Origin of the sequence: Streptomyces sp. NPDC048604, from assembly GCF_043199435.1 — a bacterium.
Taxonomy (GTDB): domain Bacteria; phylum Actinomycetota; class Actinomycetes; order Streptomycetales; family Streptomycetaceae; genus Streptomyces.
Genome location: NZ_JBICVX010000004.1, coordinates 315538 through 338162, shown reverse-complemented (window position 1 = coordinate 338162; position 22625 = coordinate 315538). Strand labels below are relative to the sequence as shown.

Below are 22625 nucleotides of genomic sequence, written 5' to 3'. Positions count from 1 at the left end.
AGGCGCCGGAGGCCGGCTCTGACGCGTACGAGACCGGCCCCGACGCGTCGGGGATCGACTCCGTGCCCGTCCTCGCCCTGGACCCGATCATCGACGACCCGGGCACCCGGATCATCGTCTGCTGCGGCGCCGGCGGCGTCGGCAAGACGACCACGGCGGCGGCGCTCGGGGTGCGCGCGGCCGAACGGGGGCGGCGGGTCGTGGTCCTGACGATCGACCCGGCCCGGCGGCTGGCCCAGTCCATGGGCATCGACTCGCTCGACAACGTCCCCCGCAAGGTGGAGGGCATCAAGGGCTCCGACGGCGGCGAACTGCACGCCATGATGCTCGACATGAAGCGGACCTTCGACGAGATCGTCGAGGCGCACGCGGACGCCGACCGGGCGCGGGCGATCCTGGAGAACCCCTTCTACCAGTCCCTGTCCGCGGGTTTCGCCGGTACGCAGGAGTACATGGCGATGGAGAAGCTCGGCCAGCTGCGGGCGAAGGACGAGTGGGACCTGATCGTCGTCGACACGCCCCCGTCGCGGTCGGCGCTGGACTTCCTGGACGCGCCGAAGCGGCTCGGGTCGTTCCTGGACGGGAAGTTCATCAAGCTGCTGATGGCGCCGGCGAAGGTGGGCGGCCGGGCGGGCATGAAGTTCCTGAATGTCGGCATGTCGATGATGACCGGGACGCTGGGGAAGCTGCTCGGCGGGCAGTTCCTGAAGGACGTCCAGACGTTCGTCGCGGCGATGGACACCATGTTCGGCGGCTTCCGGACGCGCGCCGACGCCACGTACCGGCTGCTGCAGGCGCCCGGGACGGCCTTCCTCGTGGTCGCCACGCCGGAGCGGGACGCGCTGCGGGAGGCCGCCTACTTCGTGGAACGGCTGGCCGCGGAGCGGATGCCGCTGGCGGGTCTGATCCTCAACCGGGTGCACGGCAGCGGGGCCGCCCGGCTGTCCGCCGGGCGGGCGCGGGCGGCCGCGGAAAATCTTGAAGAGGACCGCATTGTGGATCAGGAGGCCGGGAAGGCTGGTGGGCGTGGCCCTGGTGCCCGCGGGGCCGCCTCTCCCGAGCCCGAGCCCGAACCGTCGGAATCCCCCGTCGACGGTGCCGCAGACCCGGCGAACCGGCCCACGGTCGAGCAGTTGACCGCGGGTCTGCTCCGGCTGCACGCAGAGCGGATGCAGGTGATCGCGCGTGAACAGCGCACGCGGGATCGCTTCACCGCGCTGCACCCCGAGGTGGCGGTGGCCGAAGTGGCCGCGCTGCCCGGTGACGTGCACGACCTCGCCGGCCTCCGTGCCATCGGGGACCGCCTCACGACCGGCACCTCGCCCGGCCCGGCCTAGCCGAATCGCCGGCCGCGGCATACGACTCCGTACGGAGCCCCGGCCGACCTCGGCGTACGGGGGCCTAGCCCACCGCGGCGTACGCCTCGTACGTCTCGTCGTCGTTCATCGCGACGGGCAGCAGGCCCGCGCCGCGCTCGTACTCGGTCCGCGCGGTCTCGAGGAGCCGGCGCCACGAGGTGACGGTCGGCCGCCGGCGCAGCAGCGCACGGCGCTCGCGCTCGGTCATCCCGCCCCACACGCCGAATTCGACGCGGTTGTCCAGCGCGTCGGCCAGGCATTCCGTCCGCACCGGGCACCCGGTGCACACCGCCTTGGCCCTGTTCTGCGCCGCACCCTGCACGAAAAGTTCATCCGGATCGGTAGTGCGGCAGGCCGCCTGCGCACTCCAGTCAGCTACCCAGCCCATACCGGCGCCGTCCTCTCCCGAATCGAGGCTCCCCCACGGCGGCAGCGGCATATTCACCGCTGCCAGTTGAGGACGTTACGGAAGGTGGGCACAGCGCAACACCCCCTTCGGGCCCAATCTTGAATGGCCCGAACGGACTATGCGTACGCGGCAGATCACCCAGGGGAGTGACCGTAGGACATAAACGACTTCCCCTCTGAATTCGGGGCATAAAGCCCGACTTTACAAAGGGCAGCCAATGACGCATGCGGCGGAATCGGGCACACCGGCCCACGATTCGGGGTCATGAGTCGGTGTGGATAACGCTGTTGATGACGAAGTCGCCACCGGAGTCTTGATACAGAACCGCACAGCTGTGACAGTTGAGAGCAGCTTAGGCCAAGGCATATACGCCTGTCCGGCGAATGGCGATGTCACGGTCTGGTACTCGAACGCTCCGATAGACCCCCGCTCCTGCGGGACGCACAACTTTACGGATTAGGCTGCCCTCCATGGGAAAGAAGCGCTCGGGCGGTGGTCTGACCGGGACCCAGCAGGCCGTCAAGTTCCTCGGTGTCAGTGTGCTCGCGGGAGCGGTGCTGGCGGGTATCGCCCTGCCCGCCGCCGGGGCACTGGGGCTCGCGGCCAAGGGGACCGTCGAGGGGTTCGACGAGATCCCCGCGAATCTGAAGACGCCGCCGCTCAGTCAGCGCACCACCATCCTGGACGCGCAGGGCGGCAAGATCGCCACGGTCTACTCCCGTGACCGCACGGTGGTGCCGCTCGACAAGATCTCGCCGTTCATGCAGAAGGCGATCGTCTCGATCGAGGACTCGCGCTTCTACGAGCACGGCGCGATCGACCTCAAGGGCGTGCTGCGCGCCATCAACCGGAACGCGCAGTCCGGCGGCGTCGCACAGGGCGCCTCGACGCTCACCCAGCAGTACGTGAAGAACGTCTTCGTCGAGGAGGCCGGCGACGACCCCGACAAGGTCGCCCAGGCCACCCAGCAGACCATCGGTCGCAAGGTGCGCGAGCTCAAGTACGCGATCCAGGTCGAGGAGGAGCTGGGCAAGAAGAAGATCCTGGAGAACTACCTCAACATCACGTTCTTCGGGCAGCAGGCGTACGGCATCGAGTCGGCCGCCCAGCGGTACTTCTCCAAGCAGGCGGCCGACCTGACCGTGGAAGAGGCGGCGCTGCTCGCCGGCATCGTCCAGTCGCCGAGCCGGTACGACCCCGTGAACGACGCGCAGGAGGCGACCAAGCGCCGCAACATCGTGCTGCAGCGCATGGCGGACCTGAAGCACATCACCCAGGCGGAGGCGGACCGCGCGAAGGCCGGTCCGCTGAAGCTGAAGGTGAGCAAGCCGAAGAACGGCTGCATCACCGCCGTCAGCGGCGCCGGCTTCTTCTGCGACTACGTCAAGCAGGTCTTCCTCTCCGACCCGGTCTTCGGCAAGACCCGCGAGGAGCGGGCCAAGATCTGGAACCAGGGCGGCCTGACCGTCCGGACCACCCTGGACCCGCAGGCCCAGGAGGCGGCGCAGCAGTCGCTCAAGGACCACGTGAACCAGGACGACAAGGTCGCCGCCGCGGTGACCATGGTCGAGCCCGGCACCGGCAAGGTCCTGGCGATGGGCCAGTCCAAGCCGTACGGCTTCGGCGAGCACGAGACCACGATCAACTACTCGGTGAACAAGAAGCAGGGCGGCTCGAACTTCGGCTTCCCGGTCGGTTCGACCTTCAAGCCGTTCCTCGCCGCCGCCGCCATCGAGCAGGGCCGGCCGCCGACGCAGGTGTACTCCGCGCCGTTCCAGATGCCGTACCCGGCCTCGATCCCGACCTGCGACGGCAGACCGTGGGTGAACGACGGCAACTACCAGCTGGAGAACGAAGACGAGTCGGAGGTCGGTCCGTACGCGCTGAAGGAGGCGATGGCCAAGTCGGTCAACACCTACTTCGTGCAGATGATCCAGGACATCGGCCTGTGCCCGGTGGTCGACGTCACCGACAAGCTGGGCGTGGTGCAGGGCAACGGCAAGAAGCTGCCGGTCTCCCCCTCCTCGCTGACCCTGGGCTCCACCGGCATCTCGCCGCTGACGATGGCCACGGCGTACGCGGCCTTCGCCAACCGGGGCACGTACTGCACGCCGACCGCGATCGAGTCGATCAAGACGGCGGACGGCAAGAAGCTCGACGTGCCGCAGTCCAGCTGCAGCAAGGCGATGACGGAGCGCACCGCGGACACGATCAACGAGCTGCTGCGCGGCGTGGTCGACTCCGGTACGGGCAAGGCGGCCGGTCTGACCGGCCGTGACAACGCGGGCAAGACGGGTACCACGGACGAGCGGCGGAACGCCTGGTTCGTCGGCTACACGCCGAACCTGTCGGGCGCCGTGTGGGTCGGCAGCGCCAGCCAGCAGGTCAAGATGGAAGGGATCACCATCGGCGGCGTGTACCACGGCAAGGTCTTCGGTGGTCAGGTCCCGGGCCCGATCTGGAAGGACGCGATGACGGGCGCGCTGGACGGCAAGCCGGCCGGGCAGTTCGTGCGCGTCTCCATCCCGGACGCCAAGGACCCGAAGGACAAGGACAAGGACCGCGACCGGCGCCGCCCGGGCGACAACAAGCCGGACGACGGGAACATCTTCCCGGACATCCAGTTCCCGCCGGACCTGATCGGCGGACAGCGCGGCGGCCAGGGCAACGGCGGCCGCGGGCGGTAGCCGGTACAGGTAGCCGGGAGCCGGCACCGGTAGCACGCGGATGGGGCGCCCCCTACTCCAGGGGGCGCCCCATCCGCGTACCTGCGTGCTGTGCGGATTCAGCCGGCGAGGAGCTTCTTCACGGTGGCGGCCACCCGGCCGCCCTCCGCGCGCCCCGCCACCTTCGGGTTCACGATCTTCATGACCGCGCCCATGGCGCGCGGCCCCTCCGCCCCGGCGCCGGCCGCCTCGGCGACCGCCGCGGCGACGATCTGCTCCAGCTCGTCGTCGCCGAGCTGCTTCGGCAGGTACGCGTCGAGGACGACGCCCTCCGCCTTCTCCCGCTCCGCCTGCTCGGCACGGCCGCCCTGCTCGAAGGCCTCGGCCGCCTCGCGGCGCTTCTTGGCCTCCTTGGCGATGACCTTCTGGACCTCGTCGTCGGAGAGCTCGCGCTTCTCCTTGCCCGCGACCTCCTCCTTCTGGATGGCGGCCAGGGTCAGCCGAAGCGTGGACGAACGCAGTTCGTCGCGCGCCTTGATGGCGGCGTTGAGGTCTTCCTGCAGCGTGGACTTGAGCGTGGTCATGGCTTCTTCTTAGCCCTTTCCTCCGGATCCGGTCAAAGAGCTTTCGGTCGCGTCCGGCGACTCCGCCGCGGTCTGCGACCATGGGGCGCATGCGCGCACGCTACGGACTCCCCCTGAAAATCACGGCCGGTGTGGCGGCGACGGCCGCGGCGGGCCTGATCTACTCCGCCGGCTTCGAGGCCCGTTCGTTCCGGCTGCGCCGGGTCACCGTGCCCGTGCTGCCGCGCGGGATGCGGGACCTGCGGGTGCTCCAGGTGTCCGACGTCCACATGGTGTGCGGGCAGGGCAAGAAGCGGGCATGGCTCCAGTCGCTGGCGGGGCTGCGCCCCGACTTCGTCGTGAACACCGGCGACAACCTGTCCGACACCGAGGCCGTGCCGGAGCTGCTGGACGCGCTCGGCCCGCTGATGGACTTCCCCGGCGTGTACGTCTTCGGCTCCAACGACTACTACGGGCCGAAGCTGCGCAACCCCGCCCGCTACCTCCTGGAGAAGGTGCAGGGCCGGCACGGCCTGAACGGCAACGCGCCGGTCGTCGGCGCGGTCCACAACCCGTGGGAGGGCATCCGCGACGCCTTCGACGAGGCGGGCTGGGTGGACCTGACGAACACCCGCGGCCGGCTGAAGCTCGGCGGCGTCGAGCTGGCATTCACCGGCCTGGACGACCCGCACATCAAGCGGGACCGCTACGAGCGGGTGGCCGGCGGCCCCGACGAGTCGGCGGACTTCTCGATCGGCGTCGTGCACGCGCCGTACCTGCGCAGCCTGGACGCCTTCACGGCGGACGGCTACCCGCTGGTCCTGGCCGGCCACACGCACGGCGGCCAGCTGTGCATCCCCTTCTACGGCGCGCTGGTCACCAACTGCGACCTGGACACGGACCGCGTGAAGGGCCTGTCGACCCACACGGTCGGCGACCGCACCGCGTACCTCCACGTCTCGGCCGGCTGCGGCACGAACCGCTACACCCCGGTCCGCTTCGCCTGCCCCCCGGAAGCGACCCTGCTCACCCTGACCGCACGCCCCTGAGCCGCCCCCGCCGGGCCCGGCCCGGGCCGCCCGGGTGCCCCGCGAAACCGGATTTCGTCCTGACGCGCGCGTGGGCTAAAGTAATCGATGTCGCCGCGACGAGAAGATCAAAGCAGCGACATCGGGGTGTAGCGCAGCTTGGCAGCGCGCTTCGTTCGGGACGAAGAGGTCGTGGGTTCAAATCCCGCCACCCCGACAGCCGAGTAAGGGCTCAGGCCCGGTACTGAGAGATCAGTGCCGGGCCTGAGTCTTTTTTGCGTGCGGGTGCCGCTGAGCCGTGCCGTCGGCCCCGGGCGCTGTGGGCGCCCGGGGCCGGGGTGGTGCGTGCGGGGTGTGGTGGGGTGGGTGCGGACGGTAGGGGCCCCTGGGGGCTCCGGTCAGCGGCGGTCGTCCTTGGGCTGGGGTTCCTTGGGGAGGAAGGCGTCCGGGTTGACGTAGCGGACGCGGCGGAGCCACAGGGCGCCGCCGCCGATGCTCGCCATGACGAAGCCGGCGATGGTCAGCAGGAGTGTGATGCTGCGCACGACCGAGGCGTCCACGTTCCGGTAGATCGCCCAGCTCACCGTGCAGAGAACCGTTCCCACGACGAACAGGGCGAGCTGACGCCATGACATCCAGGTCTTCAGGGCCTGGAGGGGGTCGCCCTCGATCCAGAGCATCTGCGAACGGCCGCTGCGCATGGCGGACTTGAGCTCGGTGGCCGCGCCCTCCGGCTCGCCGTCGGGGTTCAGGTCGAGGTACTCCCACAGGTCGGCCAGGGCCTCGTACGCCTGCTGGTCGTCGTAGTGGACCGGCTCCTGCGGCTTCCCGTCCTCGCCGGGCCCGTCCTCCTTGGCGCGCCGCTCGAACTCCTTGTTGATGACGTCGGTGGGAACCGGGACCTCGCCCTCCAGGATCCGCCGCACGTGCTGGCAGAACGCGTTGAGGACGGGCTTGCGCCGGACCGCGTGCACCGCCTCTTTGAGGTCGGCCATGCCGCTCTCCCCGTAGGAGAGGTAGTCGCGCATGACGACGGCCAGGGCGTGTGTGGAGACGGCGGGAAGCGGCTGATCGGTCACGGGGTCCCTTCCCTGTCATGCCGTTGTCAGCGCCTTGGCCCCGACCACGAGGCACCCAAGACTGATTGGCAGTATAGACACTTACTCGTAGGGTATATACACACGAGCATCCTGCAGGGGTGCGGTCAACGGGGGGCACACCGACCAGTGGACAAGAAGACCCTCATCGTCATACTCGTCGTCTGTGCGTTCCTCTTCAGCGGCTGCGGCATGATGACCGTCGTCGGAGGAAGCGCCGTGATGGGTGCCGCGAGCATCCTGACCGGCGTGAGCGGCAGCGGCGGCGGAGAAGACGGCGAAGAAGGCGGGGGCGGCCCTCCGGGGACCGTGTGCGACCCGGGCGGCGAGAAGATCTCGGGCCATGTGCCCGGGCAGGGCCAATACAACGTGACCGACGAGCAGATGGGCAACGCGGCGATCATCGTCCGCGTCGGCGAGCGGACCAAGGTCCCCGACGACGGGCTCGTCATCTCCATCATGACGGCTCTTCAGGAGAGCCAGCTGCGCAACATCGACTACGGCGACCGGGACAGCATCGGCCTCTTCCAGCAGCGCCCGGTGGCAGGCTGGGGCACCCACGACGAGATCATGAACCCGGAGTACTCCGCCAAGGCGTTCTTCGGCGGCCCCAACCACCCGAGCCCGCCCAACCCGCGTGGACTGCTCGGCGTGCCCGGGTGGCAGATGATGGACAAGGGCGCCGCCGCGCAGGCGGTCCAGGTCTCGGCCTTCCCCCGCGCGTACTCCAAGTGGGAGGACCTCGCCGGAAAGATCGTCGGCCGGGCCAAGAACATCAAGTGCACGGAAGTCGGCCTGAGCGGTGACGTCGGCAAGGTGATCGCGGCCGCGAAGAGGTGGATCGGGACGCCCTACTGCTGGGCCGGCGGCGACAAGACCGGGCCGACGAACACCCCCTGGTGCCCGCGGGGCCAGCCCAAGGGCTTCGACTGCTCCGGACTGACGCTCTACGCCTACGCCCAGGTCGGCATCACCCTCGGCCACTACACCGGCAACCAGTGGGACGCGGGGACCCGGGTGAAGGACTACAAGGCGCTCAAACCCGGTGACCTGATGTTCTGGTCGGACGACGGCACCGTGGACGGAATCCACCATGTGAGCATGTATCTCGGCAACGACGAGTTCATCCACGCACCGCGCACCGGCAAGGACGTCGAGATCGTCAAGAACGTCAGCAAGAACACGTACTGGATGCCTCAGTGGATCGGTGCCTCGCGGCTCCTGAAGTGACGCCGGCGGCAACGCCGGTCAGAAGAACGACGGAACCGACCAGGCCCCCGCCGGCCGACGTCTCGCCAGGAGGACCCCTGTGACCGCAACGCTCCGCCGTACGGCGGCCGCCCTGTGCCTGGTGGCGCTGGCCGCCGCCGTGTCCGGCTGCACCCAGGAGGGGAAGCCCTCCCCAGGAGCCTCGTCCGCCACGCCGTCGGTGAGCTCCGCGCCCGGCACGGGGCAGCCCACGGCCCCGGCCCCGAGTCCGAAGCCGACGACGAGTCCCTCCGCCAGCACCGCGGGCCTGAACTACGGCGATCCCGAGGCCGTCGCCTCGGCCTACGTCGACGCCTATGTCCGGCAGAACTGGGCGGTGGACGCACCCCGTGCCTACCTGAAGCGCATCAAGCCTTACGCCACCGCCTCGTACATCGCGAAGCTCCGGGGCAGCAGCAGCGACCGGTGCGACCTGATGTGCGAGGCCGACAAGAAGAGCGGGGTCCGCGTCAGCGCGGACGGGATCGGCACGGTGATCCCGCCCGAGGCCCCCCGCACCAGCCGCTCGGTGTGGGTACAGGTCTCCTACGTGGAACGGACCTCGTGGCCCGGCGGCGGCGACGGTTCCAAGGCCTACACGGTGCTGGAGCTGGTCAAGTCCGGTTCCAAGTGGCTGGTCAACGCGAACGTCGGGGGTTAGTGAAACCCGGGCCCCGAAACGGGGTCCGGCTTTCCGAAACCGTCCGCGAGCAGGGCGGCCAGATCCATGTACGCGCCTCGCGTGGCCGGTGTCACCCGGTCGTAGTGGATCGTGCCGCCCGCGTACAGCTGCTGGTCGTACGGGATGCGCACGACGTGGCGGCAGAGCTGCTGGAAGTAGTCCACCAGGGTGTTCATGTCGATCCCGGTGGCCTTCGGGGCGTCCATCGTGATGACCACGACGGCGTCCCGTACCAGGTGCGGATAGCCCTGCGCGTGCACCTCGTCCAGCGTCTTGGCCGCGCGGCGCGCGGCGTCGTAACGCGGGGCGGCCACCACGACCAGGCGGTCGGTGCTCGCCAGGGTGCCCTTCATCGCCGAGTGCTTCATGCCGGTGCCGCTGTCGGTGATGACCACGTCGAAGGCCCGGGTGAGGATGTTCTGCGCGGTGTAGTACTGCGCCTCGTCGAACAACTCGCTGATGTCCGGGTTCTGTTCGCTCGCCGCGACCATCAGCCCGTTGGCCTGGCCGAGGTACTGGTGGATCTGCGTCGGGTCCGTCAGCCCCTGCCCGTCCAGCTCGCGCCGGCGCTGGTCGGCGTTGACCAGGTCCCTGACCGTGGGCATGATCCGCTCGCCGAGGAGCCGGTCGGCGAGCGTGCCGGCGTGCGGGTTGGCGTCGATCACCACGGTGCGGTCGGCCCGGTACCGGGCGAACGTCAGGCCCAGCATCGCCGACGTGGTCGTCTTGCCCACGCCGCCCTTGATGCTGGTGACGCTGATCCGGTAGGGCCGCGTCACCGGGGTCTGGAGCCGCGCGAGTCGCAGTTCCTCGGGGCCGGCGGCGCGGGCGCCGCGGCCGGGCCAGCGCAGGAAGCCCCCGCCCCCGCGGGGGTCGCTCTTTCCGTCCTCGGACAGCTGTGCGGCCGGTTGCCCGGACGCGGCGGCGTACGGGTGTCCGGGGGCCCCGGGGGCCTCCACACCGGCCGGCAGCGGGGCGGCGGCCGGATCGACCGCCGAGCTGAGTGGCAGCGGCGCGGGACGGGGTACGTCGGGTGCGCTCTCGGGGGTGGGGAGGGGGGCCGGAGCGGGCGCGGGGGCCGGAGCGGGCGCGGGGGCCGGGACCGGTGCGGGAGCCGGGGCGGGAGCCTGGGCCGGGGCGGGATTGGGTGTGTAGGCCGGGGCGGGCGTGTAGCTCGCCACCGGGCCGGGCGTATAGGCGGGGGCAGGAGTGGGAGTGGGTGCCGGGCCGGGCGTGTGGACAGGGCTCGGCGCGGGGCCTGGCGTGTGGACCGGGTTGGTCGGGCCAGGCGTGTAGGCGTGGCTCGGCGCCACGGCAGGTGCCGGAGTGGGTGCCGGAGCGGGAGCGGGAACCTGAGCCGGCGTCGGTGCCTGTACGGGAACCTGCGTCGGCGTCGGTGCCTGAACGGGAACCTGCGTCGGTGCCGGGCTCGGGGCAGGAGCCGGTGGCGGCGACTGCACGGGAGACGGCGTCAGGGCCGGGCTCGGGACAGGAGTCAGGCCCGGCGGAGTCGTAGTCGTCGGTGCCGAAGCCTGGGGCGCGCTCGGAGCAGGCACCAGGGCCGGGGCCTGTGGCGTCGTCTGCGTCGGAGCCTGGGGTGCGCTCGGGACAGGCACCGGAGCCTGCGGCGTCACCTGGGGCGCAGCCTGAGGCGCGGTCGGCGCGGTCGCGGGAACCGGGGCCTGCGGAGTCGCCTGAGGCGCGGTCGGAGCAGGTGCCGGGACCGGCGCCGAGGCCGGTGTCTGCGGAGTCGCCTCGGCAGGCGGCGCGGACTGCGTCGGCGCCGGTGCGAGAGGGTGGGGCTTCCCCGGTTTCGGCGGGGGAAGCAGTCGGGCATGGGTCGGCGGCAGTTCGTCCTCGTCCGGATCGAAGGCCGACGACGGGCCGTAGGCGCTGTTCTCGGTCACGCTGTGCTCCCCCACCGTTCAGCGGCCCGATCGCCCCCCGAACGTCAACCGAACTGCTGCACTAGTCGTCCGTGCGAGTGTACAAGGACAGCAGTCGGCGGCTCACGGTCTGCGGGCGCGTGGGCTTTCCTGTCGCGTACTTGACCAGCATCTCCTCGAGGATCGCCGTCAAGTTGGTCCCCTCGACCTCGGCGCGCGCATGGGCCATGGCCAGGTAGCGCGCCGGGAAGCGGTTGACCACCGGCACCTTGCGGGCGTCCTCCGGCGGCAACTCGCTCGGGACCTCGGGGCGCTTGGCCCCCTGCCGCTTGGGGGCCTGGCTCAGTTCGTTGCGCCGGCGCCGGCGCAGTACGCCGAGCGCCTCGTCCTCGGTGATGGGACCCCGGTTGGGGGTCCACTCCAGGGGCTCGAGCTCGCCCGGCAGCGCCTCCTCCTCGATCACGCCGTCGGGGCGACGGGTGAGCGCGGGCTTGGACGTCACCATCCGTCGACGATGCGACCGTCGAGGAATGTCGGCAGTACTCATTGCCTCTCCAGCTCATGACCGGCGACTTGATCAGGGCATCCTGCGCATCTGCACTGTTGCAGTATGTACAGACACTATCCCATGCCATTCGCCACAGCCATGTCTTCGGCGCATCACGGCTGCGGCATGACCTGCACCTGTCCCAAAGCAGCCGTCCCCGTGCTCAGTTCCGAGAGAAACGCGAGATCGGAATCGGGTGCGTCGAGATCGATCCCGAAACAGACGCCGAGCAGGCAGAAACTCTCCGCCTCCATCCGCATCCAATCCTCCGGATCCGCGGTCTGCGCGTCGACGAGCAACCACGGGTAACCGGCCAGTTCGAGCACCAGTCCCTCCCGGGTGGGACGGACGCCGATCACCGGCGTGTCCACGATCTCGGCGGCCTCGTCCCCCAGAATGCGGGTGAAGCCCCACACCTCGGACAGGTACTCGGCATCGCTTTCCAGCGCCGGACCCACCCGGGCGCCCACCCGGCCCATCTCCCGGTCATGCGCCAGGAACAAGCCATGGGGCAGGGAGATCAACAGGGCAGGTCCGACCGTGTCGAACACACCCGTTGCACGTGCGGACCATTCGTGGCCCCGCACGTCGAAAACCAGAGATCCTTGCAAATTTCCACGTATGGCGTTCTGCCGCTTCACGACCAGCTCCCCCGACGAGACCGCTGAAGACCCGGAAGTCACTTCAGTAACTTCCGGCGCAGAAACAATTATGACAGTCGATCAGTCACGTCATGTCACCGTCTCGTTCCAGGCCGATCTTGATTCGGTCAGACCCGGTCAATGTCAAGTGAAGGCATCAACTACGCGTGTCGTCACGGTACTTGCGCGCGGCAAGCACCTGACGCTCCGCGCCGGGGATTCTCAACCACATCCGCACCACGGCCTCGCCGATGCGCTCGCGCTCCTCCGGCTCGGTCACGCGGAGCCAGCAGTAGTGGGCGTTCGTGGCGCTGCGCCGGGCCTGGTGACTCCGGTAGCCCGCGCGCTCGAACCAGTCCGCGGCCAGGGCGACGTACAGGTCGGCCGCCTGCACCCAGTCGTTGCCGAGGGAGATGACGTACGCCCGCACCGCACGCGCGTGCAGGGCGTGCGGGTGCGTTTCGCCGAAGTGCTGGGCGACCTCGCGCTCCAGGTCCAGGGCGAGCGCCATGGCGGCCTCCGCCCGCCCGGCCTCGCCCGCCTCGGAGATCCGCGCCAGACGCTCCTGGAACCGCTCGGGCGGCTTGGGGGACTCCACCGTGTTCAGCCACTGCGAGTTGAGCGCGATCGTCTGCGTGCGGGAGATCAGCGTCGTGACGGGGGCCGCCGGCGGTGGCACCGCCTCGGAGCCGCCGGACGCGTCCTGCCCCAGGGAACGGCCGAGGACGTCCTGCTCGTCGTCCTCCTCCACCTGACCGTCCGGGTGGATGAGCAACGGCCATGCGGTGCCGTCCGGTTCGAACGCCGAGGCCCGCAGGGGCCCGCCCTTGCGCACGGCCATGTCGATCGCCGCACTCAGCGCGGCCCCGCGCACCGCGGCCAGGTCCGCGCCCGCCGGCACGGTGACGGGAACCCCGCCGACGCTGGCCCGGCCGTCCGCGTACACCACGATCGCCAGCCGGGACGGCCCGTTCGACGACTCCGGCCCTGCTACCGAACCGGCCATCGTGGACCCCTTCGCGACGATCTTCAAGCCATGATAAGGCTGCCCTGCTTCAGTAGACTGTGTATTGACACTAGCAAGGGGGACCAGATGAGCAATGCAAGCAGTCCGGGTATGACGGCCTGGGTCGGCCTTGCCGTCCACGCCGTCGGGCCGACCGACGACCGCCCGTACGACGTCTGGCTCGCCCAGGTGGAGCGCACTGCCCTGGACCTCTGGCTGATGTCCGCTCCCGGGGGCTCCGCGGCACGGCTGGCGGAAGCTCTCTCGTCCTGCACGGCCGTCACCGGAATGCTCGCCGAGGCGCATGTCGACGGGGGCCGGCACGAGGCCCGGCTCGTCGTGCGCGTGCCCGCGAAGAAGGGCGAGGAAGCCCAGGAGCACACCTTCCGCACCGAGACGCTGACCGGGCGCAGGGCCCGGGACGTGCTGGAGCGCGCCCAGTCGCTCATGGGCAAGGGCGTACGGCTGCTCGTCAGCAAGGACGAGTCCGACACGCAGCGCATCCTGCACATCAGCGACTCGGGGCAGCGGGAAGCGGGCGCCGACCTGCTCCTGAACGACCGGCCGGCCGCGGAGACGGTACGAGAGCCGGTACGAGAAGCGGTACGCGAAGTCCCGCCTGTGGCGGAGCAGTCCGCACCTGCCGCTCCGGTCGTACCGGCCGCTCCTGTTGTTCCGGTCGCTCCCGTCGTACCTGCTGCTCCGGTCGTACCTGCCGAACCTGCTGCACCGGTCGCTTCCGTCGCTCCTGCGACTCCTGCCGCACCGGTTGTACCGGTCGCACCTGCCGCACCGGTTGTGCCCATGCCGGAGGACCAGGGGCCCGCGCCCGTCACTCCGCCTGTCCCCGTGCCCGTCGCTCCGCCCGTTCCGCTGCCGGTCGACACACCGCCCGACACGTCCGCCGCATCCGCCGCGCCCGGGGTCACCTGGGAGGAGGGCTCCGTGTCGGTCTGGCGGAACATCAACCGCGGCTGGCCCAAGGACTACCGGACGTCCTGCCTCCTCGCCGTGCGCGAGCACGTCGTGGTGGACGACGACGGTCTGGTGCTCAACCTCGACGAACTGATCGAGATGGCCCAGCAGTCGCCCGACCCCGACACCCCCCGGGGCAAGGACATCTCCGCGCGCTACCCCGCCTGACGACGCTCGCGCAGCCGGCGTATCGCGCGCCGGCCGCGCTCCTCGGCCCTGGCCCACAGCACCAGCGCGGCACCGGCCAGCGCGCCGAGCATGCCCGCGCGGCCGCCGAGGGCCGCGTAGGCCAGTACGCCGGCGGCCGTGGAGCCGAAGAACGTCCAGGCCAGGGTGCGCCAGCGCGCGGTCCGGGGCGGGAAGGCGTACACCACCACGAGGCTGGCCACGGCGATCGCTCCCGTGGCCACCAGCGCCTGCGCGAAGTACACCCACCAGTCCACGATGACCTGGGCCTGCTGGCGCAGCAGACTCACCCAGATCAGGAACGCGAACGCGACCTTGAGGTGCTCGAACACCCGCGAAGGCCCTCGGTAGGCGGCCCGGAACCGGCCCAGCAGGCCGGCCGGCGGAGTCGCGCCGCCCTTCGATCCGCCCTTCGATCCGCCCTTCGATCCGACCTTCGCGCCGCCCTTGCCCGACGGAGCGAGCTTCGGAGCGGACTTGGCTGCCGGCTTCGGAGCCGACTTCGAGGCGAGCTTGGGCGCGGGATTCCGCGCCCCGCCCTTCTTCTTCGTCTTCACCGTCGATGCCTTCGCCATCTCACGCCCCGTCCAGCTCCACCGACGTGACCTCCCAGCCGACGTCGCCCTCCTCCAGCTTCAGCTTGAGCTTCACGGTGTCCTCGTTCCCCTGCAGGGCCTCCAGGACGGCCGTCGTCTCCGCCTCGCCGTTCTGCTGCGCCGCCGGATCGGGGTCGCTGACCGACGACACGACGGCGTCACCGCCGAGCTTCGACAGATGCTTCTCCCAGGCGTCGGCCAGCTTGTCGCGCACCTTGGTGCGGGCCGACTCCTCCAGGCGCGGCAGCCCGGCGACGAACTCGTCCGGCTTCGTCCGGTCCGGGTTGTACGTGACGTAGGCCTTCGCGAACGCCTGCGTCACCTGCTGCGGGGTCGACTCCTTGCTCAGCGACCCCCCGTACCCGCCGGAGATCAGCGAGGCGGGACGGGGGACGTAGAGCGGGGCGAGCGGACGGACCGCGACGGCGCCGGGCTCCGCCTTCGCGGCCTCCGCCGCCCGCTGGGCGTTGCGGCTGCGTGCGTTGATGTTGTTGAGCACGAAGCCGAGGACGATCACGACGAGGAGCAGGGAGACGAGCTTGCGGCTGCGGTGGGTCACGGCGTGCCGCCTCCGTTACCGCCGGGAGGGCCGGCGGGAGGCCGTCCGGCCGCCTGGTGCACGTTCTGCAGGGCCTGACGGATCTGATCCGTCTCCGGGTTCCTTTCGCCCAGGGTGGTCCGCAGGTCGTTGAGCGCGGTGTTCAGCGCGGTGGCGACCGGGATCTCCGCCGCCAGCGCGTCGACCTTCTGGAGCAGCTGCATGCGGCCGTCCGCGGTGCCCGCCTGGCTCATGGCCTGAGCCGTCGGCAAATGGGCGGCCACCTGGGTGTACTGGCTGACGCTGACCTGGACGTTCGCGGACCTGCCGACGGCGTCGATCCGGTCCGGCACACCGTGCGTGGCGATGAGGGCGGCGGCGTCGCGCCGCTCCGTTTCGGCGAACAGGTTGCCCGAGTTGACCTGACCGGACAGGCGCCACAGGGCCTCGCCGGCGGCGTGGCTGCGGTCGATGTTGGCCGGGTTGTTGGCGTACATGCCGAGCACCCGGTCGAGGTTGGCCGAGGCCTGCTGCTGGTTCATGCTGTTCTGCGTCAGCAGGTCCTCGCCGCGCTCGGCGGGACGGATACGGCGCGCCTCGTCGATGCCCCCGGTCGTGCTGCGGCGCAGGTTGCTCGGGTGCAGCGGGTCGTCCACGTGCCGGGTGCCGCGCTGCGGGTCGCGGATCGAATCGAAGTACTCGCGCTCCATGGCGTCCGCGCGGGTCGTGTTGCCCAGACGGCGCTGCTCCTTGATCGCGCCCATCGCGGCGTCGTGCGTCGGCTTCGCGGCCTCCTGGGCCCGCTGGTTGCGCAGCCCCTCGCGGACGGCCTCGCTCTGGCTGGTGACCCGGGCCCGGGCCTGCTCCTCCTTGCGCTCCTGGCCCTTCTCGTAGCCGTCCTTGCCCGCGTCCTTGGCCCCGCCGAACTTGCCGATCGCCGCACGGGTACGCCGGCCGAGGCCGGGCGCGTTCGAGAGCACGCCCTGGCCCGCTCCCTTCAGGCGCGTGCCGATCGTCGCCGCCTGTCCAGAGGACTTGGCAGCAGCGGCGGCGCCGGCGGCGCCGGCCACCGCGCTGGCTCCACCGGTGGCGACGGCGATTCCGGCCTGGCCCGCCAACTGCGCGGTCTGCTTGGCCAGGTTGGCCCCCACGCCGACGATCTGGTGGCCCGCGCTCTTGTCACCCATCGCCATGCCCGACAGGGCGCGCATGGCCGGCTTGGCGTAGACGCCCATCAGCACCGTCATGAGGGCACAGGTGAGGATCTTCAGCAGCCAGTTGTCCGCGCCGTCCGGCGCGAGGATCATCGTGTCCATATAGGTGACGATCACCAGGCCCAGGCCCCAGCCGCATTGGCGGAAGACGTTGATCAGGAACAGTTCGCCGAGTGCGATCGCCGCGACCCTGGACGGTCCTGGGAAGATGCCGAGCAGCAGGTAGAACGGCGCGAAGATCATCAGCGTGAACACGCCCAGCTTGGCGGCCAGGAGCATGGCGCAGATGAAGTACACGCTGGAGTTGATGATGATGCCGCCCATCACGCTCATCGCGGCGGCGGACAGGCGGGCCGTGAAGTCGTTTCCGCTGGCCATGCGGATGACGGGCTCGTCCTCCGCCTTGACCTGCCGCTTGGCTTCACCCCGGATGAACTGGAACATCTTGGAGTCTTTGCCGCCGAAGCACATGCGGAAGTTCTTCTGACCGCCCTCCCTGCACAGGTCGTTGCCCCACATCTTCAGGTAGGGCACCGAGTCGACGTACTTGCCGTCCCACGCCTTGCTGCCGGACTTGCTGTCGCCGCCGACCTCGTCGGAGTCGCCGTTCCACTGGCTGATGGCGCCGAGGACCTGTACGCCCTTGTCGTCGATCTTGCCCTCGGCGGTGACGCCCACGAACTGCGCGTTGAGCATCGGCGGGCCCCATTTCTTGGCGGCCACGGGGTCGTTGCCCACCTGCCCGTAGAGCCACGGGTCGTAGACGAGGGGCGTCCACAGCGCGTCCTGGATACACGTGGCGGCCTTGGCGTCGGACTCCCTGTTGCACGTCGAGACGTCGCCGCCGGCCTTGGTCGGCAGTTTGGTCAGGGACTCGAATCCGGTGGCGGTCACCTCGGCGACCAAGTTGTTGATCTTCGATCCGGCGGCGACCGGATTGGCCTGGAACCAGAAGAAGAGACCGGCGATCAGGAGCATCCATCCGGCGCCCTTGAGGACCGCGGTCACTCTTCCGTTCGGCCCGAGGTTCTTCACGCCGATGTAGATGCCGCCCAACGCGCCGACGATCCCGAGGAAGGGAGCGGCGATGTTCGACATGGCCTCCGCGACGTTCTTGACGTCGTCCGTGAGGAAGCTGAACGGGTCGTCGCCGAAGGACCAGCCGATGAGCGCCATGGTGAACAGGGCGAAGATCTTCGACAGGTTGAAGATGCCGTTCGGCAGGAAGAGGGCCAGCCGGTTCATGGAGAAGCAGCCGGGGGTCCAGCCGAAGGCGTGCCACTCCAGACCCGCCATGCCGTACCGGTGGTACGACGGCGGGGGGCCTTTGTAGAACTCGTCGGTCGGCCCTATGTAGGTCTCGAAATCGGACGCCTTGATGGCCGGGTCCGGCTTGGCGGTGCCGAGGAAGGCCTCCAGGCTGCCGCCGCGGATCTGGGGCGAGGGAACGTCGAAGGGCCCGCAGATGGCCTTGATGTCGTCCTCGATCGCGTACGCGGGCGTCGCCATCGTGAACCAGACCGTCACCGCGGACAGCAGGGCCAGCAGCACGCCGACCACTCGTCGTCGCAGTGTGCGCCGCCGAAGGCGTCGTTCCCGCTTGCTCGGACGCGGCGCTTTCGAGGCCGGTACGTCGCGGAAGGACGTCAGCCGGGTACGAGCCTCATCGGTCGAGGCGATGGCCATGCGGATCCCCCGTGGCTCCTAGGACTTACCACCGATGTGTATATACGCTTGAGACGTTAGCACGCGCGTCTGACGCAACTCGCTTGGATTCACAGCGCATCAGACGGCTGGTCAGGGCGAGAGGATTCGAGGAGTACGCGATGGTGGACGGACCTCCGCGACGGGGCGAGACCCCGTCGATCCACGCGCAGGCTCTCGCCAATCTGCGCCGCGGATCCAAGCCCGTCCTGATCTTTCTCGTCGGGCTGTTCGCGCTGATGTCCGTCTACGTCGTCGGCGGTCTGCTCCTCACCCAGCGGAACATGCCCACGGTGCCCACCGAGTCCGAAGCCGGCTCCGGAACAGGCTCCGGAGCCGATGCCGAGGACCCCGGCACCGCGGGCCCCTCGGACTCCGCGGCGGCCGCGGAGCCCCGTCGCCGGGCCGTCGCCGCCTTCCTGGCCGACGCCGCGAAGAAGGACGCCACCCGCTGGTTCCCCGGGGCCGCAGCCGAGACCGACGGCCTCACCTACACCCCGCGGTCCCCCGGCGATCCCGGTGCGGACCGGCCCGACGGCCTGGCCCGCGTGCTCTACCGCGACCTGCCGGCCGCCGACGCGCAGGCCGCCCTCGCCGCCGTCTCCCGCGGCGGGACCGTCGACCCCGCCGGCCTCACCGTCACCTCGTCCAGCGGCACGGACGCCAAGTGGGAACTGGCCTTCACCGTGAAGCTGCGCGGAGCGGGCGCGACCGTCCTGAAGGGCGAGGCGGAGGGGTACACCACGCCCTCCGGCGCCACGGTGATCCTCCGCCTCGTCTATCCGCGCCCGGCGGCGTCCGCGGGCTGACGCCCCACCTGTTCGGCCGCGCCCTCGGGACCGGGAGACACCCACGGCCCGAGGGCGCACCGCTCACACCCCCAGGAACGCCGCCGGCGGTACCGGGTCGTCGTCCTCCGCGACTGCGCCGGCCAGGCCCGCGGGGAGGTCGTCTCCCGCCCCGTTGGCGCCCTTCTTCGCCTCGATCTCCCGGCGCGCACCGGCCGCCTCCTCGCCGAAGATCTCGGAGATGATGCGGGTCATCTTCTCCGGGTCCTTCTCCGGGTTGGTGTCGAAGATGTCGAGGACGAAGTCGTGGATGAACTCGACCTTCACCCGGGCGAGTTTGCCCGTGCGGTCCTTGAACACGCAGACGCCCTTGCCGCTGCCCGCCAGCGACAGCACGGTGCCCACGTTGGCGCCGGTGGCCTCGACCCCGAGGAACTCGCAGGTCTTGACCGCCTCGTCCTTCGAGGTCGTGCCGAAGGCCCACACACCCGTCACGAAGCTGGAGTCGAAGTCCCCGGCCGACTGCGAGATGAGCCGCAGGAAGGTGTTGCGCGAGCGCCCCAGACGCTTGATGCGGTCCACCAGCGTGCGGGCACGCGGGTTGTCCTTGCTGGTGTGCCACTCGTCCCAGGTGATCGACTTGGGGATCGCCGGGTCGAGGGTGGCCATGATGTTCCAGGTGTTGTCCGCCATCAGACCCGAGATCACGTCCGACAGCAGCTCGCGCTCGGACATCATCTCCGGCGGCTTGCCCGGGTCCGGCATCTGCAGGCCGAGCGTGCAGAAGATCACCGTGAAGCCCACGGGGATGCGGAACGGCCGGGGCGAGCGGCCGAAGACCAGCTGACCGAGCCTGGTGCGGGACACCTCGCGGTAGCGGCGCGCGGGCGGGCCGGAGAACTGGCGGCAGCGCTCCTGGTTGATGTTGGTGGGCGACGGCGGCAGCTTCTCCCAGGCCTCCAGGATCTCCACCACGCGCATGAGGTAGGTGGATCCGCTGCCCTCGCTCATGGCCGCGCCGACCGCCTGCCGGATCACGTCGCCGAAGTCGCTGCCGTTCTGGCCGGCGAGCAGGTCGGGGACCAGGCGCAGCAACGTCTCGCGCATCAGCTGCGCGGCCTCTTCCGGCGTCTCCGCCTGCGCGGCGGGGTCGAGCATGCCGGGCTCGGCGTCGTAGACGTTGACGCAGGTGATCTTGTCCGGGTTGAGGCCCAGCTCCACGGCGTACTTCTTGAGTACCAGGTAGTCGCCCTTGGGGTCCCAGACCACCTGGGTGATGCCGCGCAGCGCGTCCTCCCAGACCGGCTTGAGGCCGCGGCTGACCGTCTTGCCGCCGCCCGGGTCGCCGGGCACGCCCTCGGTCGGGGCGAGCTGCGACTGGGTCGCGTACAGCATGTGGTCGACGAAGACCGGTTCGGCGGGCTGCCCGCCGGCGCCGATGGTGTAGCCCTGGTACAGGCCCTCGCCGTCGCCCACCGCCGGGGAGATGTGCGGCATCCCCGCCGCGAGGTAGTCCAGCGGTACGCGGCGGATGTAGTCGGAGTCGAGCGGACGGCCGCCGGGCAGCGACTCGTAGAAGAAGAACTTCTGGTGGGTCGGCGGGGCGTCCACCGTGTAGCCGGCCTCGCGCATGGACCGCACGAAGTCGCGGGCGTTCTCGCGCAGGCGGTCCTTGTCCGTGTGCGAGACGCCGAACAGGGCCCGCATCCGGACGAACGGCGTGCGGTGATGGTCCACCAGATACTTCATCTGCGTCGCGAGTTCGCGCTTCTGGTGGTACGTCAGGTCGGTGGAGACGCCCGCTTCCTCGTCGTTGAAGAACTGCTCCTCGACGTTGCGCAGCGCCTTGTCCGCGTCCTTGCGGGTGTCGTTCAGCTCCTGGATCTCGAAGCCGATGGACTGCACGACCGGGAACGGCAGCGCGTCCTTGTGGTGCAGCCACAGCGTGCCGGGGAAGTTGATCTCCTCCGGGCCCATCGAGAGGGCGAACCAGATCTGGTACGAGGTGCCGGTGACGGTCTCGTGGCGCAGGCACTTGTACTCGTACTTGCCGATCCGGCCGAGCGGCTCGCGGGTGACCTCACCGCCGCACAGCGCCTGCAGTTCGCCGGGTCCGTAGCGCTGCGGGGCCACCGCCGACGCGTCGGGGGCGCTGAGGCCGGGGTGGGTCAGGTGGAGGAGCAGGAGCTCCGCCTCCTGCCGGCCCACCGGCTGGCAGCCGAGCGGCGAACCGGCCAGCGTGTTGCGGATGTCGCGGGCCTGGTCGTGCCAGACCTCGATCTCGTCGAGGTCCGGCATCTCGTCCTCGAGGTCGAGCGGCTTGCGCATCCGCTCCAGGCTCCGCTGGACGCGCCCCCAGGCGCCGTTGTACGAGGACCGGTCGCCGAGACGGACGGAGAGGTAGACCCGCTTGGTGGGCCAGACGGCGTCGTTGATGCGGTCCCGGGTGTCGGCCAGGAGGCCGGGCCAGCCCGGCGCAGGGATGCCCTGGCGGCGGGTGCGCTCGTCGAGCCGGGCGGCCCACGTGTCGGCGTTGAACGGGAACTCCGTGGTGATCAGCCGGGTCTCGTGGCCGAGGCCGCGCGGCAGTCCGGAGAGACCGGCGTACATCTGGGCCAGCCCCGCCTTCTTGTCCAGCGGGGTCATCAGCTCCCAGCTCCGGGTCGGGACCCGGACCAGCGTGTACGCCCCGAAGGCGTCCAGCATGATCACGTCGTCCAGGTACCGGTATCCGATCCGGGACGGGGCCTGGTAGCCGTCCGGGAGAAGGCGAGAGACGACGTTCTTCACCTGTCATGCCTTCCGTGTTCTGACCGAGTGGCGCCGGCCGTTGCGCGCTCCGCAGCGGGACCGCTCTTCCAGCCGTTGGGGAGGGGCGTCCTGGACGCGAGTCCCGGCAGCAGGTCGGGCCGGGCCCGCCACAGCACGACGTGGAACGACGCCGGTCCGTGTCCCTGGCGCACCGGCACGCCCTTGCGGTGTACGGGGTCGTCCATCCAGTCCCGCACCATCGCCCGCACCAGCCCGAAGATGCCGAGGTTGTGGCGGATCGGCCGGCGGGAGGCCGCCACGGCGAGGACCGGCGGCACGAAGAGGACGAAGAGATAGGGGACGCCCTTGGGCGCCGTGGTGCCGAGGATGTTGGCGATCACCTTGATCGGCGGGGCGAGCACCATGCTGTAGGTCATGGCCCACCCGAAGAGCGTGATGGCGAAGACCTTGATGTCGTCGACGAACAGCCCTTCCTTCAAAGGGATGTTCGCCTTGCCGATCTTGCGCATGGCCTTCTTGACCTTGAACGCCTCGGTGTAGTCCCGCAGCGTCACGGTCTCGTCGCTCATGGCACCCCCTCTTCTTCGTATCGGGCCTGCACGTCGGCGCCGGGGGGGGGGGGGGGGGGGCGCCCCCCCCCCCCCCCCCGGCGAACAAGCAGCGCGGGCCCCCGGCGGGGGGTGGTGTTTTTAGGACGGCCCCCCCCCCACGCGCGGCGGCT

General features: G+C 70.2%; 19 protein-coding genes and 1 tRNA gene. 8 read left to right on the top strand and 12 right to left on the bottom strand.

Annotated features, from left to right (window positions below; genetic code table 11):
• Nucleotides 1-62 precede the first annotated feature (62 nt).
• Nucleotides 63-1337, top strand: a complete 1275-nt coding sequence (locus tag ACGFMM_RS10925) for an ArsA family ATPase (protein ID WP_393645521.1) — start codon at nt 63-65, stop codon at nt 1335-1337.
• 64 nt (nt 1338-1401) lie between these two features.
• Here the strand turns inward: ACGFMM_RS10925 and ACGFMM_RS10920 are convergent, their stop codons facing one another.
• Nucleotides 1402-1746, bottom strand: a complete 345-nt coding sequence (locus tag ACGFMM_RS10920) for a WhiB family transcriptional regulator (protein WP_331910866.1) — start codon at nt 1744-1746, stop codon at nt 1402-1404.
• 491 nt (nt 1747-2237) lie between these two features.
• On the opposite strand from ACGFMM_RS10920, the gene ACGFMM_RS10915 reads away from it, so the two are divergent.
• Nucleotides 2238-4454, top strand: coding sequence for a transglycosylase domain-containing protein (locus ACGFMM_RS10915; RefSeq protein ID WP_393645247.1), 2217 nt, complete (start codon nt 2238-2240; stop codon nt 4452-4454).
• 98 nt (nt 4455-4552) lie between these two features.
• Here the strand turns inward: ACGFMM_RS10915 and ACGFMM_RS10910 are convergent, their stop codons facing one another.
• Nucleotides 4553-5017, bottom strand: coding sequence for a GatB/YqeY domain-containing protein (locus ACGFMM_RS10910; RefSeq protein WP_393645245.1), 465 nt, complete (start codon nt 5015-5017; stop codon nt 4553-4555).
• A gap of 89 nt (nt 5018-5106) precedes the next feature.
• Here ACGFMM_RS10910 and ACGFMM_RS10905 point away from each other — a divergent pair, with 89 nt between their 5' ends.
• Together ACGFMM_RS10905 and ACGFMM_RS10900 are read left to right on the top strand one after the other, a co-directional pair.
• Entirely contained in the window at nt 5107-6045 is a 939-nt protein-coding gene (locus ACGFMM_RS10905) for a metallophosphoesterase (RefSeq protein ID WP_393645243.1), read from the top strand.
• Nucleotides 6046-6167: 122 nt separating this feature from the next.
• A tRNA-Pro gene (locus ACGFMM_RS10900) sits at nt 6168-6241 on the top strand.
• A 181-nt stretch (nt 6242-6422) separates the two neighbouring features.
• On the opposite strand, the gene ACGFMM_RS10895 is transcribed toward ACGFMM_RS10900, so the two are convergent.
• Entirely contained in the window at nt 6423-7103 is a 681-nt protein-coding gene (locus tag ACGFMM_RS10895; protein ID WP_393645241.1) for a hypothetical protein, read from the bottom strand.
• 147 nt (nt 7104-7250) lie between these two features.
• Here ACGFMM_RS10895 and ACGFMM_RS10890 point away from each other — a divergent pair, with 147 nt between their 5' ends.
• Both ACGFMM_RS10890 and ACGFMM_RS10885 read left to right on the top strand, forming a co-directional pair.
• Entirely contained in the window at nt 7251-8351 is a 1101-nt protein-coding gene (locus tag ACGFMM_RS10890) for a C40 family peptidase (protein WP_393645239.1), read from the top strand.
• Nucleotides 8352-8430: 79 nt separating this feature from the next.
• On the top strand, nt 8431-9030 hold the full coding sequence (locus ACGFMM_RS10885; RefSeq protein WP_393645237.1) for a hypothetical protein: 600 nt from the start codon (nt 8431-8433) through the stop codon (nt 9028-9030).
• On the opposite strand, the gene ACGFMM_RS10880 is transcribed toward ACGFMM_RS10885, so the two are convergent.
• The 4 genes from ACGFMM_RS10880 to ACGFMM_RS10865 all read right to left on the bottom strand — a co-directional run bounded on the left by ACGFMM_RS10880 (nt 9027) and on the right by ACGFMM_RS10865 (nt 13131).
• Nucleotides 9027-10232 (bottom strand): AAA family ATPase, encoded by a 1206-nt coding sequence (locus tag ACGFMM_RS10880; protein ID WP_393645235.1) that lies wholly within the window; start codon nt 10230-10232, stop codon nt 9027-9029. The genes ACGFMM_RS10885 and ACGFMM_RS10880 overlap by 4 nt on opposite strands.
• Before the next feature lie 787 nt (nt 10233-11019).
• Nucleotides 11020-11442: a hypothetical protein gene (locus tag ACGFMM_RS10875; RefSeq protein WP_393645233.1), complete on the bottom strand. Its 423-nt coding sequence runs from the start codon at nt 11440-11442 to the stop codon at nt 11020-11022.
• A gap of 155 nt (nt 11443-11597) precedes the next feature.
• Entirely contained in the window at nt 11598-12125 is a 528-nt protein-coding gene (locus ACGFMM_RS10870) for a hypothetical protein (RefSeq protein WP_393645231.1), read from the bottom strand.
• 157 nt (nt 12126-12282) lie between these two features.
• A complete protein-coding gene (locus tag ACGFMM_RS10865) occupies nt 12283-13131 on the bottom strand; it encodes a hypothetical protein (protein ID WP_393645229.1) in 849 nt (282 codons plus the stop codon).
• 87 nt (nt 13132-13218) lie between these two features.
• Between ACGFMM_RS10865 and ACGFMM_RS10860 the strand changes: the two genes are divergently transcribed.
• Nucleotides 13219-14274, top strand: a complete 1056-nt coding sequence (locus tag ACGFMM_RS10860; RefSeq protein WP_393645227.1) for a hypothetical protein — start codon at nt 13219-13221, stop codon at nt 14272-14274.
• On the opposite strand, the gene ACGFMM_RS10855 is transcribed toward ACGFMM_RS10860, so the two are convergent.
• From ACGFMM_RS10855 to ACGFMM_RS10845, 3 genes are read right to left on the bottom strand one after another with little or no spacing between them, the layout of a single operon-like run.
• Complete coding sequence (locus tag ACGFMM_RS10855; RefSeq protein WP_393645225.1) at nt 14262-14867, bottom strand: hypothetical protein; 606 nt, start codon at nt 14865-14867, stop codon at nt 14262-14264. The two genes, ACGFMM_RS10860 and ACGFMM_RS10855, sit on opposite strands and share 13 nt — an antisense overlap.
• 1 nt (nt 14868) lies before the next feature.
• On the bottom strand, nt 14869-15447 hold the full coding sequence (locus tag ACGFMM_RS10850; RefSeq protein ID WP_393645223.1) for a hypothetical protein: 579 nt from the start codon (nt 15445-15447) through the stop codon (nt 14869-14871).
• The gene (locus ACGFMM_RS10845) at nt 15444-18191 is read right to left on the bottom strand and encodes a hypothetical protein (protein WP_393645221.1); all 2748 of its coding nucleotides are present in this window, start codon (nt 18189-18191) and stop codon (nt 15444-15446) included. The genes ACGFMM_RS10850 and ACGFMM_RS10845 overlap by 4 nt, the downstream gene beginning before the upstream one ends.
• A 275-nt stretch (nt 18192-18466) precedes the next feature.
• On the opposite strand from ACGFMM_RS10845, the gene ACGFMM_RS10840 reads away from it, so the two are divergent.
• Nucleotides 18467-19153: a hypothetical protein gene (locus ACGFMM_RS10840; protein WP_393645219.1), complete on the top strand. Its 687-nt coding sequence runs from the start codon at nt 18467-18469 to the stop codon at nt 19151-19153.
• Between the two features lie 63 nt (nt 19154-19216).
• On the opposite strand, the gene ACGFMM_RS10835 is transcribed toward ACGFMM_RS10840, so the two are convergent.
• Nucleotides 19217-21922 carry an ATP-binding protein gene (locus ACGFMM_RS10835; protein ID WP_393645217.1) on the bottom strand — a complete coding sequence of 902 codons (2706 nt, stop codon included), beginning with the start codon at nt 21920-21922 and terminating at the stop codon, nt 19217-19219.
• Complete coding sequence (locus ACGFMM_RS10830) at nt 21919-22473, bottom strand: hypothetical protein (RefSeq protein ID WP_393645215.1); 555 nt, start codon at nt 22471-22473, stop codon at nt 21919-21921. Before ACGFMM_RS10830 ends, ACGFMM_RS10835 begins: the two co-directional genes overlap by 4 nt.
• Between the last annotated feature and the right edge of the window lie 152 nt (nt 22474-22625).